This is a genomic window from Sphingobium sp. TomTYG75 (genome assembly GCF_054771635.1).
In genome coordinates this window covers 592,784-605,724 of sequence record NZ_BSRE01000001.1, presented here as the reverse complement: position 1 = coordinate 605,724, position 12,941 = coordinate 592,784, and the positions used below count along the sequence as shown (strand labels likewise).

Here is a 12,941-nt window from a genome sequence, read left to right as displayed (position 1 = left end):
GAAGGATCACGCGGCCTAGCGCGGACAGGATCAAGACTTCTTAACCTGTGCCACGACGGGATTAAGAATAGTGAGTCGATAGTCCCGTACTGGCTGGCGCGGCCGCGCATTATGGCTAAGAAAGTCTTTATGCGCGTGATGCCGTTCCTGCTGGCGCTGGTCGCCATAACCTCTCTTTCGCCGACGCGTGACGCTGCTGCTGAGTCCGCGATTCCGGATGGTGAGGTGGTGCAGCCGGGCGGCTATCGTTGGCTAGAGGAGGGGCCGTTTGATGGGCCGCTTTACCTGATCATCAGCCTTCAGCGGCAGATGGTGCATGTCTATAGCGGGGACCGGCTGGTGGGCGTGGCGAGCGTGTCGACGGGCACGGCGGGACATCGGACGCCGACGGGCGAGTTCACGATCCTGCAAAAGCGGGAATGGCATCGGTCCAACCTCTACAGCAACGCTCCCATGCCGTTCATGCAAAGGCTGACATGGGATGGGGTGGCGCTGCATGCGGGGCATAATCCCGGCTATCCGGCGAGCCATGGTTGCATAAGATTGCCTACCGCCTTTGCGCGGACATTGTTCGGGATGACGGAGCTTGGGACGCTGGTTCGGGTGAATGCGGATGAGTTGGGGCCTGCGTTGATGCTGGATCGGCTGGTGCTGGATGATCCGGGGACGGCGGTGGTCACTTTCACGCCGGGTGCCAAGCTGCCGGTGGTGGAGCAGGCGAAGGTTGAATTGGCGGCTGGGGATGTTCCTGTGCTCGCGATTGATCCGAGTGTGTTTCGGCCGAGGTTGCGGCGGTGGTAGGTTACGTGCCTGTTTTCCGGAGGTCTGACGCCTTCGTTTTGAATAGGTGAGGGCTTCGATCCGCTCAGTCTGAACGGGACGGAGGCGGGCGGCTTAGCGCTGATAGCGGGTCATTGCAGCTTTCCGGGTTGATTGCTGAAGAGAAGGAAGGGGCTTCGACAAGCTCAGCCCGAACGGGCTTGGGTTGTTGGCCTGAGGCTCAGGGCGGCCGGGTTAAGAGTGTTTGCGATCCTTAGAGGCTGATCGTTTTACACGGAAGCATCGCATTAAGGCTGATTTTCCGTCACCCCGGGTTCCACCCGGGGTCCCGCTGCATCGGCAGCGTCAGAAAAGAAGCGGGACCCCGGATCAAGTCCGGGGTGACGATCACTCAAGCATGATCATGCTTCAGACCGCGCTCAGCCCTGCGTCGGCGAGGCCGCGCCATAGGTGCAGGGCCTGCACGCTTTCCTTTACGTCATGGACGCGCACCATCTGCGCGCCGGATTGCGCGGCGCGGAAGGCGAGGGCGATGGAGCCGCCGAGGCGGTCGGGGGCGGGGGCTTCGTTGGAGAGTGCGCCGATCAGACGCTTGCGGCTTCCGGCGAAGAGCAGGGGCACGCCGAGGCCCTGAAACACCGACAGGCCGTTGACCAGCGCGAGATTGTCGGCGAGCGATTTGCCGAAGCCCAGGCCCGGATCGACCATGATTCGGTCACGCGTGATACCTGCGGCGACGCAGGCTTCGATGCGGCTTTCGAGCATGTCGAACACGTCGGCGACGACATCGCCATAGCCGCCGGGATTGTCGTGCGGATCATCTCCGGAGGAGGGCGCATGCATCAGGATGACGGGGCAGGTTGACCGCGCGGCGACTTCCATCGCGCGGGGGTCGTGGGCGAGGGCGCTGACATCGTTGATGACCTTTGCGCCCGCTGCGAGCGCCGCTTCCATGACGGATGCCTTGCGGGTGTCGATGGAGACCGGGACCCCTGCGGTGGCCAGCTTTTCGATGACGGGGACGACGCGGGCGATTTCGTCGCCCTCCCAGACCTTTGGCGCTTTGGGGCGGGTGGATTCTCCGCCTATGTCAATGAGCGCTGCGCCTGCGGCCGCCATGGCGAAGCCTGCGTCCGCTGCGGCTTGCGGGTCGTCCATATGCTTTCCGCCATCGGAGAAGCTGTCGGGCGTGACGTTGAGGATCGCCATGACTTGCGGCGCGTCGAAGCGGATGGTGCGATCGCCTAGTGCGAGCGGCTGGCGTTGGGCGGAGATGTTTGTTGCGAGACGTTGCGCTCGTTCGGCGAGCGCGTCGGGGAGGGTGGCGATGGTTTGGGCGAACTGGGCGACCGGGATTGTGGTTCGGGCGAGGCGTTGGGAGCCTTGAAGTGCGGTTAGCTCATAGGCCTGGAACCAGATGAGGCCGTTGGCCATGCGTGCCGCTGACCCATCGGGCAGGCCGATGGGGGAGGGGACGAACCATGTGGGCTTCAGGTAGAGCCGGGCGCCCTGGGGGAGAGTGGAGAGGGTCATGCTGGTCTCGTTCACGCTGCGCCTGTCGAGGGCTTTTCCTTGTTAAAGGAAAGGAAGGGGCTTCGACAGGCTCAGCCCGAACGGAGGTTGGTTTGGAGTTTTGGTATGGGCGCTATCAGGGTTCGTTTGCCAGCAGGTAAGTCTGGCGCAGCGTGTCGATGGGTTTGAGTGTGCCTTCAACCTCATGATGCCAGAACGTCCAGCCATTGCAGCTGGGGGCATTTTGCAGGGTTGCGCCGATCTTGTGGATCGAACCCGTGTCGGTGCCGACGCTGAGCGAGCCGTCCGCGCGCACGGTGGCCTGCCAGCGGCGCTTGGCGTCGGTCAGGATCGCGCCGGGCTGGAGATAGCCGGTTTCGACAAGCGTGCCGAAGGCAACCTTGGGCTGGCTCTTGGCGCTTTGCATGATGGTGAGGGCGGATTCGTCCAGCGGCAGGGCGGCTTCGATCCGCTCCATGGCGACTTCGATATAGCTGTCTTCGCGTTCGATGCCGATCCATTTGCGGCCGAGGCGCTTGGCGACCGCGCCGGTAGTGCCGGTGCCGAAGAAGGGATCGAGCACGACGTCGCCCGGCTTTGTGCAGGCCAGAAGCACGCGATAGAGCAAGGCTTCGGGCTTTTGCGTCGGGTGCGCCTTTGTCCCGTTACGCTTCAGCCGTTCTTGGCCGCCGCAGATCGGCAACACCCAGTCGGAGCGCATTTGCAACTCGTCATTGAGCGTCTTCATTGCCTTATAGTTAAACGTATATTTGGCGTCCTCGCCCTGGCTGGCCCAGATCAGCGTTTCATGCGCGTTGGTGAAGCGCGTGCCCTTGAAATTGGGCATGGGGTTCGACTTGCGCCAGATGATGTCGTTGAGGATCCAGAAGCCTTCGTCCTGAAGGGCGGTGCCGACGCGGAAGATGTTGTGATAGCTGCCGATGACCCAGATGCTGCCATTGGGTTTCAGGATACGGCGGGCCTGCGCCAGCCATGCCTTGGTAAAGCGGTCATAGCTGCTGAGCGTATCGAATTTGTCCCAGTCATTGTCGACGGCATCCACCCGGCCGCCTTCGGGGCGGAACAGGTCGCCGCCCAGCTGAAGATTATAGGGCGGATCGGCGAAGATCATGTCGATGCAGGCGTCGGGCAGCTTTGCCATTTCGGCGATGCAGTCGCCGCGCAGCAGGCAGTTTGCCGGGACGTTGACCGCCTCTTTTTCGATCGGCGCAACCGCTCTTTTACGCCGCGGTGCGACGCGTTCCATGACACCCATTATGTGACCCCCATGTGTTTCGAGGACCAGCGTTGAGTCGTCGAGAGTCCGGCGTCAAGATCAACGGCTTAGCGATTGAGCCTCAGACAAAAGTTAACAGCGTGAGAACGAAAGAGGTAGACACGACATGTTGAGTCCGGATTTAGCCAAGGGACTCAATATCAGGTGGTGTGACTCAAAAGACTCAGCTGCTGGACCCCGCCAACTTTTTTTGGTTAACGTCGCTTCGACCCGTCAAAAACGGTCTTCGCTTGATCTTCTCATAATCATTTGGTTATGAGTTCGCAATGAATGATCCTGTTTCAAGTGGCGACCGCTCGGCGGCATGTGACGAACTTTTCAAGGCGCTTTCCGATGGGACGCGGCGGGCCTTGCTGGAATATCTGGTGAAGGAGGGCGAGCAGAGCGTGCATGCCCTAACGGCCGTCTCCGATGTATCGCAACCGATGGTGTCGCGGCATTTGGGGAAGCTGAAGCGCGCGCGTTTGGTGACGGCTCGCCGGGCGGGGCGGGAGACCTATTATGCGGCGCGGGTGAAGGGCTTGGCTCCGGTCGTGCAATGGATGGCGATTTACGGGGCGCTGTGGTCGCAACGCTTTACCGCTTTGGAAGAGTTGAGCGAGCCTGCCTGACGGGGCTGCGCGCCATAATTCCCCTTGCATTGCTGGCCTAAATGGTGATCGAAGGCGCGGTGATCCATGTTGCGGGAAGGGGGCGGGATGTGCCGCCCTAAGGGCATGCGGCATGGTGACGGGAAACGAGACGTGGATAAGATTGCAGGCCGCCTTGGTAGGATAGAGGGGCGCGCGCGCTTTGTCAGGGAAACACCCGATGTCAGGCGTCAGGCGCTGATCGAAGCGACGGCGCAGTGCCTTGCGGAGAAGGGCGTGGCCGCGACTTCCGTCCGGGCGATCTGCGCGCGGGCGGGCGTGTCGGCGGGGTTGCTGACGCATTATTTCGATGGTGTCGATGCCCTGATCCTCGCCACCTATCGCGAGGTTGGAAATAAGGTGGCGGCGGCGCTGGAGCAGGCCGTGGCGGAGGCGGGGCCTGATCCGCTTAACCGGCTGTGGGCTTATATAAGGGCGAATTTGCAGCCGCCGGTGCTGGACCCCAATTTGCTGGCGACCTGGATTTCCTTCTGGAGTCTGGTGAAGACCAGTCCCGAGATCGCTGCGACGCATGCGGAAACCTATGGCGGATCGCGCGAGCGATTGGAGGTGTTGCTGCGCGAGGCGGCGCCGCAGATTCCGCGTCCGGCTGCGCGGATCGCGGCGATTGGTTTGACGGCCATGCTGGATGGGTTGTGGCTGGAGCTTTGTCTGGATTCCTCGACTTTCACGATCGATGAGGCGCTGGAGATGGCCAAGGAGGCTATGACCTATGTCCTTCAGAAGCCAAGGGATGAGCCGGTCGATCAACGAGGGGTGGGTTGATCGCTTTTCTCAATCAGTGGTGTGAAGAAAAGCAATTTCCCCTTACCCTGCTACCTCCCTACATAGGCCGGGCAACAGCAACCCCTCAGAAGGAACTGGAAAGCCCATGGCTCTCATCAACACCAGCATCAAGCCGTTCAAAGCCACCGCGTTCAAGGAAGGCAAGTTCGTCGACGTCACCGACGAGGACGTGAAGGGCAAGTGGGCGATCTTCTTCTTCTACCCCGCCGACTTCACCTTCGTGTGTCCGACGGAGCTGGAAGACCTGGCCGGCATCTACCCGACGCTGCAGTCGCTGAACGTGGAAGTCTATTCGGTTTCGACCGACACGCATTTCAGCCACAAGGCATGGCACGACACTTCGCCCGCGATCAGCAAGATCAACTATTATATGCTGGGCGACCAGTCGGGCCAGATCACCAATAATTTCGACGTGATGCGTCCGGGCGTCGGCCTGGCTGATCGCGCGACGTTCCTGGTCGATCCCGAAGGCGTGATCCAGTTCATGGAAATCACGTCGGAAGGCGTCGGCCGCAACGCGACCGAGCTGCTCCGCAAGGTCAAGGCTGCGCAATATGTCGCCGCTCACCCCGGCGAAGTGTGCCCGGCCAAGTGGGAAGAGGGTGAAGAAACGCTCGCTCCCTCGCTCGACCTCGTCGGCAAGATCTAAGCAAACCTGACCTTTCGCCGGGCCGGGTTGAGCAACTCCCCGGCCCGGCGGGGGTTTTACCTGACAATTTGACTGCTAATCTCATGCCGGGCCTTTGGGCCGTGCCGGCGAAGGGAAAGCTGCGCGCCCCAGGCAGCGCGCCAATTCAATGGAGCTACGATAGATGTTGGACGCAAATCTGAAGGGTCAGCTGAAGACCTACATGGCGAACATCACGCAGCCGATCGAGCTGGTGGCGTCGCTGGGCGAAGGCGCGAAGTCGCGCGAGCTGGAAGGCTTGCTGAACGAGATTGCCGAGCTGTCGGACAAGGTGACGGTGACCTCCGGTAATGACAGGCGCAAGCCCAGCTTCATGATCCGGCGGGCGGGGACCGATATCGGCGTGACCTTCGCGGGCATTCCGATGGGACATGAGTTCACGTCGCTGGTGCTGGCGCTGCTGCAGGTGGGCGGCCATCCGTCCAAGGCGGCGCAGGAGCTGATCGAGCAGATCAAGGATCTGGACGGCGACTTCAGCTTCGAAACCTATTTCTCGCTGTCATGCCAGAACTGCCCCGACGTGGTGCAGGCGCTGAACCTGATGAGCGTGCTCAATCCCCGGATCAAGCATGTCGCCATCGACGGCGCGCTGTTCAAGGAAGAGGTTGATGCGCGTCAGGTGATGGCGGTGCCGACCGTATTCCTGAATGGCGAGCCCTTCGCTTCGGGTCGCATGGAGCTGGAGCAGATCGTCGCGAAGATCGACAGCGGCGCGGCGGAACGCGCGGCGGAGAAGATCAAGGCCCAGGAACCTTTCGAGGTGCTGGTGGTCGGCGGTGGCCCCGCTGGTGCGGCGGCGGCGATCTATGCGGCGCGCAAGGGCATCCGTACCGGTGTTGCGGCGGAACGATTCGGTGGGCAGGTGCTCGACACGATGGCGATCGAGAATTTCATTTCGGTGAGCCACACCGAGGGACCGAAGCTGGCCGCGCAGCTGGAAGCGCATGTGAAGGATTATGATGTCGAGATCATGAACCTGCAAAAGGCGGCCAAGCTGATCCCGGCAAAGACTGAAGGCGGCTATCATGAGGTCGTGCTGGAAAATGGCGCGTCGCTCAAAGGACGCACCCTGATCCTGTCCACCGGCGCGCGCTGGCGGCAGATGGGCGTGCCGGGCGAGGATGAATATCGCAACAAGGGCGTGGCCTATTGCCCGCACTGCGATGGCCCCTTGTTCAAGGGCAAACGTGTGGCAGTGATCGGCGGCGGCAATAGTGGTGTCGAAGCGGCGATCGATCTTGCGGGCATTGTCGCCCATGTGACGCTGATCGAGTTCGATAGCCAGTTGCGCGCCGACGCGGTGTTGCAGCGCAAGCTCGCCAGCCTGCCCAATGTGCGGATCATCACTTCGGCGCTCACCACCAAGGTGGACGGCGATGGAGCCAAGGTTACGGGCCTGTCCTACAAGGACCGCAACAATGGCACCGAGCATGATGTCGAGCTGGAGGGCATTTTCGTGCAGATCGGGCTGGTCCCGAACACGGAATGGCTGAAGGACGCGATCGCGCTGTCGCCACGCGGAGAGATCGAGATTGACGCCAGGGGCGAAACGAGTCAGCCAGGGATATTCGCTGCGGGCGACTGCACGACCGTGCCCTACAAGCAGATCGTGATCGCCATGGGAGCAGGATCGACAGCGGCGCTTTCCGCCTTCGATTATCTTATCCGCCTGCCCGCTTCGGAAGAGGCAGCGCAAGCAGCCTGACGAGACAACCCTCCGAGCGGGGGATTGGGAAGCGGTCGCCCCCAGGCCCGGTGGCGGCCGCTTCTTAAGGTGTGTGGGGGTTCAGCCCATGACGGGCTGCAAATGGCGACTTTCTGCGCTTCCGGTGCTCACGTACTGAAGTACGCTGCGCGCCGGTTCTCGAAATTCACCATTTTCGCCTCGCCCTGAACTGAATCCCCACACACCCTAAAGCACGAAGCTCTAACTTCCCCCCTCGGCAATCCCGGCGGTTTCAACCTGCGGGATGACGGGCAGTCAGCAGATAGTTGATCGCCTTGTTCGATGAGAGCGTGAAGCCCTTGCGCGGGTCGAAGGAGAGGCCGGTGACATCCGTCACCTCCAGCCCGGCCTTGACGAGCATCTCGGTCAGTTCATCGGGTGTGAGGAACTTGTCCCAGTCGTGCGTTCCTTTTGGGATCCCGCCGATACCTTCGCCGATGCGGATCATGGCGAGGCGTGAGAGTGGTGTGCGATTTGGCGTGGACATGATGAGCAGGCCGTTGGGATTGAGCTTGTCCGCCAGCGCACGGACGAAGGCGGCGGGGTCGGTGACATGCTCCACGACTTCCATGGAGGTGACGAGATCGAAGCTTCCGGCGTTGAGCTGTTCGACCGGCGTCGCGCGATAGTCGATCAGGAGGCCCTGACGGTCCGCATGGGCGCGGGCGATGGCGATATTTTCTTCCGCCGCGTCGAGCGCGGTGACCGCAGCGCCCAACCGCGCCAGAGGTTCGGACAACAGGCCCGCGCCGCACCCCACATCCAGCGCAGATTTGCCTTCAAGCGGGTGGAAGCTGCTTTCCTCGCCAAGCCAGTGTCTGTCGATGGCGCTACGAATATAGCGCAGCCTTACCGGATTGAGTTTGTGCAGCATGGCGCTGCTGCCCTTGGGGTCCCACCAGTCGGCCGCCATTGCGCCGAAGTGCGCGGCTTCGCGGGGATCGATCGTGCTTGTCGCTGAATTGGCCATGCGCCCTGACTATCAAGCTGCGCGACTGCGCGCCACGGGCATTTATGTCTTGCGCGGTGGCGGGCCTTCGCCGTCAAGATATTTATCCTCGGCGTCCAGCTGGCGGCGCAGCTCGCGCGTAGCCGCTTCCGTCCTCGCCAATTCTTCGGGGCTTCTATGCCGACGGTTGCTCATCATCACGTAGATCAGCACCGCCGCCAGCAGGATCGGGCCTCCGATCGTGATGAGCCCGTACAAGATTCCGTCCATGGCTTCTTCCTTCCATTCTTCGAGTGAAAGGAATGAGGGGTGAGCCGTGGTGTTCCGCCCCGGCCGATGGCTTGCTTGCCATATCCGCCGCTGCTGCTATAGCGGCGCCGTTTTTCCCCGGAGGGGGACGGACGCTTTCCAGATCAGCAGACAGGTTTGACAGGCAAATGGCGCGCATCGTGATGAAATTCGGCGGCACCTCCATGGCGGGGATGGAGCGAATTCGCAACGTGGCCGCGCGCGTGAAACATGTTGTCGAACAGGGGCATGAAGTCGCTGTTGTCGTATCCGCGATGGCGGGCGAGACCGACCGTCTGGTGGGGTTCTGCAAGGAAGCTTCCGCGCTTTACGATCCGGCGGAATATGACGTCGTGGTTGCAAGCGGCGAGCAGGTGACTAGCGGTCTGCTGGCCATGACGTTGAAGGCCATGGGTGTGGACGCGCGCAGCTGGCTCGGTTGGCAGCTGCCGATCCGTACCAATGAAGCCCATGCCAAGGCACGCATTGGTGAGATCGACACGATCGATCTGCTTTCGTCCATGCGCGGCGGCACCGTGGCGGTTATCCCCGGTTTTCAGGGCATGATGGAGGATGGCCGCATCTCGACCCTGGGTCGTGGTGGTTCGGACACTTCGGCGGTCGCGGTTGCGGCGGCCCTGAAGGCTGATCGCTGCGACATTTATACCGACGTCGATGGCGTCTACACCACCGACCCGCGCATTGTGGCGAGGGCGCGCAAGCTCGACCTCGTTACCTATGAGGAAATGCTGGAACTGGCATCGGTCGGGGCCAAGGTGCTCCAGACCCGCTCGGTCGGCCTCGCCATGAAGGAAGGCGTGGTCGTGCAGGTGCTTTCCTCCTTCGATGATCCCACCCAGACCGACCTCCCCGGTACGCTGATCGTCAGCGAAGAGGAACTGGAAGCCAAGCTCAAGGAAGACAAGATGGAACGTCAGCTCATCACCGGCATCGCCCATGACAAGAATGAGGCGAAGATCACCCTGACCCGCGTGCCGGATCGTCCGGGCGCGGTGGCGCACATCTTTGGCCCGCTGGCCGATGCGGCGATCAACGTCGATATGATTATCCAGAATGTCGGCCGCGACAAGGGCGAGACGGACGTTACCTTCACCGTGCCGGGCGCTGATCTGGCCCGCGCGCTCGACGTGCTGGAAAGCCAGAAGGAAGAGATCGGCTTCAATCGCGTGATCCCCGATACGAAGGTCGCGAAGATTAGCGTCGTGGGCGTCGGCATGAAGAGCCATGCGGGTGTCGCGTCGACGATGTTCAAGTCGCTGGCCGAGCGTGGGATCAATATCCTCGCCATCTCGACCAGCGAGATCAAGGTTTCGGTGCTGATCGACGAGGATGAGACGGAGCTGGCGGTGCGTGTGTTGCACACGGCTTATGGGCTCGACGCGCCGGTCGCTTGACCTTTTCTCCCCTCCCCTTCAGGGGAGGGGTCGGGGGTGGGGCCGCCCCATAGAACAATGCGTGGGGAAGCCCCCCCACCCCAACCCCTCCCCTGAAGGGGAGGGGCTTTGTGATTCTAGGAATATGCAATGACCAACGCCAAACTCACTTCCCTGATGGCTCGCGGCACCGAATTTCTCGGGTGCGAGGTCGCGATCATGTGTGGGGCGATGAGTTGGGTGTCGGAGCGGAATTTGGTTGCGGCCATTTCCAACGCTGGCGGGTTCGGCGTGATCGCCTGTGGGGCGATGACGCCTGAATTGCTGGACAAGGAAATCGCGGCGACGAAGGCGCTGACGAGCAAGCCTTTTGGCGTGAACCTTATCACCATGCACCCGCAACTGTTCGACCTGATCGAAGTGTGCGCGCGCCATGAAGTTGGCCATGTCGTGCTGGCTGGCGGCTTGCCGCCCAAGGGCAGCATCGAGGCGATCAAGGCGAAGGGTGCGAAGCTCATCTGCTTTGCCCCGGCGCTGAGCCTGGCGAAGAAGCTGGTTCGGTCGGGCGTGGATGCGCTGGTGATCGAGGGGATGGAAGCGGGCGGTCATATCGGCCCGGTATCGACCAGCGTGCTGGCGCAGGAGATTTTGCCGGAAATGGCGGCGCAGCTTCCGGTGTTTGTCGCTGGCGGGATCGGCCGGGGTGAGTTGATCGCCGCCTATCTGGAAATGGGTGCGGCGGGCGTGCAGCTGGGCACCCGCTTTGCCTGCGCCAGCGAGAGCATCGCGCATCCGAATTTCAAGAAATCCTTCTTCCGCGCATCCGCTCGCGACGCGATCGCGAGTGTGCAGATCGACCCGCGCCTGCCGGTCATCCCCGTGCGCGCGCTCAAGAATAACGGCACGGAGGCATTCACCGCCAAGCAGCGTGAAGTCGCCAACCTGCTCGACAGCGGATCGGTCGACATGGGCGAGGCGCAGTTGCAGATCGAACATTATTGGGCAGGTGCCCTGCGTCGCGCTGTGATTGACGGTGATGTCGAAGGCGGGTCGCTGATGGCGGGTCAGTCGGTCGGCATGGTCACCAAGGAAGAGCCGGTCGCGGAGATCATCGCGCAATTGATGGCCGAGGCGGCGGTTGCGCTGGAGCGGCGTAGCGCCTGAAGCGTGCCCGATCCCGATATCGGGACGAGCCGAATCTCCTGAGGGATGAAGTGATCCGGGCGGTCATCGCCAGGAACGCGCGGCTTTGGCATGAGTTTGGGCCATGAGTTTTTGCGCAGAGAATTATTCATAGGGGATATCGGGTTGCCGCTGCGTGCCGTTTCATGTCGCGTCTGGACAATCGCTTCGGTGGCCGCCTTGGCGCTGGTTGCAGGCTGCTCCACGCCCAAGGCACCGCCCACGCCTCCGCCGCCGGTCGTTCGGACGATCAAGCCATTACCGCCTATGGGCGCGGTGGACGATATGAGCATTCCCGAGGTTGATCCGGAGGGAAAATATCTGACGCCCAATCGCGGGGTGACGGCCAATACGGCGCTTTGGCATGTCCGGATGGCGTTGAATGTGGCGGCGCTGTCCTGCCATGGCGTGAACGAACCGGCGCGGGTGCAATATAATCAGATATTGCGGGTTCATAAGGACGTGCTGCGGGAGGCCAATGCCGCAGTCGATCGCAACTACACCGCCGCTTATGGGAGCGGGGGTCTTCAGTCGCGCGAACTGCTGAATACGGTCGTCTATAATTTCTTCTCGCTCCCGCCGGTTCAGCCGACCTTCTGCAAAGCCGCGATCGAGGTCGGGGCGAAGGTGCTTGCGCTGCCGTCGAGCCAGCTGCTGGGCTATGCTCCGGAGGCGTTGACCGCGCTCGAACAGCCGTTCCAGGAATTTTACGAGGCTTATGCCGACTATCTGCGGCGGTTGGCGGAGTGGCAGTCGCGCTTTGGCGGGACGGTGACGGTGATCGTGTCGCCCACACCTCTGCCGCCGCCGCCCAAGCCGCCAGCGGAGATTGGGGCGGGGTTCGTCCCGCCGCCCGCGCTCCCACGATTGCGTGAGGAAAGCGGGCAGGCTCTGGTGCCGGGCGCGACGTCTGCGCCGCGTGTGGTTGTGCCGACTTTCCCGATTACGCGCTAAGCGGAGGGGTAGGTCGCGGGGGCCTTGGCGGGCAGGGGGAACAGGCGCACGAAGCGTTCCGCCAATGCGTGGTCGCCCTCGACTTGCAGCGCGTCGGCGACATCCTTGAAGCTGGCTCCGCCATAGACGACGGCGGCCAAGGCGTTTTGATCGCCGCTGAACAGCACGTCTGCGTCATGGGCTGAGCCGCGATCGATGGTGAAGTCGCCATCCTTCAATAGCGCGCGAAATTCTTCCTCGCCGAAGCGGAAGCCGATCGTTGCGTTGAGATCGCCAATGCGGCTGCGGTCGATCATGGTGCGCATGGAGAGGACCACCGACACGTTGCTCATTGGCTGGCCGGGTTGCATCGTAGGTGAGCGGCAGGCCCAGCGGCCGAGGACCTGGAAAAGGATTTCCGACTCGCGGCCCCATTGCGTCAGTTCGTAAATCTGGCTGGCGGCGGGTGGGGGCAGGCGGCGGCGGATGAGGACGCTGGCCGCCTCAAGCTCTTCCAGTCGCTGCGTCAGCACGTTGGCGCTGATTCCGGGCAGGCTGGCGCGCAGATCGGTGAAGCGCTTTGGCCCCAGCATCAATTCCCGCATGATGGGCATGGCCCAGCGGTCCCCGATAAGGTCCAGCGCATGGGCGACTGCACAGCCATCCTGATAGGCGCGCTTTTTCAATTGCGAGTCCTTAGTTATTTTTTATAACTTATATGTTGCAGAAGATAATCTATGGGTCCACAAAGTTCAA

General features: G+C 62.0%; 13 protein-coding genes. 8 read left to right on the top strand and 5 right to left on the bottom strand.

Annotated features, from left to right (window positions below; genetic code table 11):
- Window positions 1-138 precede the first annotated feature (138 nt).
- Window positions 139-801, top strand: coding sequence for a L,D-transpeptidase family protein (locus ACYU81_RS02930; RefSeq protein WP_460988099.1), 663 nt, complete (start codon window positions 139-141; stop codon window positions 799-801).
- A 387-nt stretch (window positions 802-1,188) separates the two neighbouring features.
- Here ACYU81_RS02930 and folP read toward each other — a convergent pair whose 3' ends face one another.
- The gene (gene folP / locus ACYU81_RS02925) at window positions 1,189-2,313 is read right to left on the bottom strand and encodes a dihydropteroate synthase (RefSeq protein ID WP_460988098.1); all 1,125 of its coding nucleotides are present in this window, start codon (window positions 2,311-2,313) and stop codon (window positions 1,189-1,191) included.
- Between the two features lie 115 nt (window positions 2,314-2,428).
- On the bottom strand, window positions 2,429-3,568 hold the full coding sequence (locus ACYU81_RS02920) for a DNA methyltransferase (protein WP_460986268.1): 1,140 nt from the start codon (window positions 3,566-3,568) through the stop codon (window positions 2,429-2,431).
- A gap of 287 nt (window positions 3,569-3,855) precedes the next feature.
- Here ACYU81_RS02920 and ACYU81_RS02915 point away from each other — a divergent pair, with 287 nt between their 5' ends.
- From ACYU81_RS02915 to ahpF, 4 genes are all read left to right on the top strand, one after another.
- The gene (locus ACYU81_RS02915; protein WP_449473592.1) at window positions 3,856-4,200 is read left to right on the top strand and encodes an ArsR/SmtB family transcription factor; all 345 of its coding nucleotides are present in this window, start codon (window positions 3,856-3,858) and stop codon (window positions 4,198-4,200) included.
- A 132-nt stretch (window positions 4,201-4,332) separates the two neighbouring features.
- A complete protein-coding gene (betI, locus tag ACYU81_RS02910; protein ID WP_460986267.1) occupies window positions 4,333-5,004 on the top strand; it encodes a transcriptional regulator BetI in 672 nt (223 codons plus the stop codon).
- 106 nt (window positions 5,005-5,110) lie between these two features.
- Window positions 5,111-5,674, top strand: a complete 564-nt coding sequence (gene ahpC, locus ACYU81_RS02905; protein WP_460986266.1) for an alkyl hydroperoxide reductase subunit C — start codon at window positions 5,111-5,113, stop codon at window positions 5,672-5,674.
- 163 nt (window positions 5,675-5,837) lie between these two features.
- Window positions 5,838-7,418, top strand: a complete 1,581-nt coding sequence (ahpF, locus tag ACYU81_RS02900; RefSeq protein ID WP_460986265.1) for an alkyl hydroperoxide reductase subunit F — start codon at window positions 5,838-5,840, stop codon at window positions 7,416-7,418.
- A gap of 253 nt (window positions 7,419-7,671) precedes the next feature.
- On the opposite strand, the gene ubiG is transcribed toward ahpF, so the two are convergent.
- Both ubiG and ACYU81_RS02890 read right to left on the bottom strand, forming a co-directional pair.
- The gene (gene ubiG, locus ACYU81_RS02895; protein ID WP_460986264.1) at window positions 7,672-8,409 is read right to left on the bottom strand and encodes a bifunctional 2-polyprenyl-6-hydroxyphenol methylase/3-demethylubiquinol 3-O-methyltransferase UbiG; all 738 of its coding nucleotides are present in this window, start codon (window positions 8,407-8,409) and stop codon (window positions 7,672-7,674) included.
- A 42-nt stretch (window positions 8,410-8,451) separates the two neighbouring features.
- Complete coding sequence (locus tag ACYU81_RS02890) at window positions 8,452-8,658, bottom strand: hypothetical protein (RefSeq protein WP_460986263.1); 207 nt, start codon at window positions 8,656-8,658, stop codon at window positions 8,452-8,454.
- 167 nt (window positions 8,659-8,825) lie between these two features.
- Between ACYU81_RS02890 and ACYU81_RS02885 the strand changes: the two genes are divergently transcribed.
- The 3 genes from ACYU81_RS02885 to ACYU81_RS02875 all read left to right on the top strand — a co-directional run bounded on the left by ACYU81_RS02885 (window position 8,826) and on the right by ACYU81_RS02875 (window position 12,206).
- Window positions 8,826-10,091 carry an aspartate kinase gene (locus ACYU81_RS02885; protein WP_196224203.1) on the top strand — a complete coding sequence of 422 codons (1,266 nt, stop codon included), beginning with the start codon at window positions 8,826-8,828 and terminating at the stop codon, window positions 10,089-10,091.
- A gap of 129 nt (window positions 10,092-10,220) precedes the next feature.
- Window positions 10,221-11,234, top strand: a complete 1,014-nt coding sequence (locus ACYU81_RS02880) for an NAD(P)H-dependent flavin oxidoreductase (protein ID WP_460986262.1) — start codon at window positions 10,221-10,223, stop codon at window positions 11,232-11,234.
- Window positions 11,235-11,423: 189 nt separating this feature from the next.
- On the top strand, window positions 11,424-12,206 hold the full coding sequence (locus ACYU81_RS02875; RefSeq protein ID WP_460986260.1) for a hypothetical protein: 783 nt from the start codon (window positions 11,424-11,426) through the stop codon (window positions 12,204-12,206).
- Here the strand turns inward: ACYU81_RS02875 and ACYU81_RS02870 are convergent.
- A complete protein-coding gene (locus ACYU81_RS02870; protein WP_460986259.1) occupies window positions 12,203-12,871 on the bottom strand; it encodes a winged helix-turn-helix transcriptional regulator in 669 nt (222 codons plus the stop codon). The two genes, ACYU81_RS02875 and ACYU81_RS02870, sit on opposite strands and share 4 nt — an antisense overlap.
- Window positions 12,872-12,941: the final 70 nt, after the last annotated feature.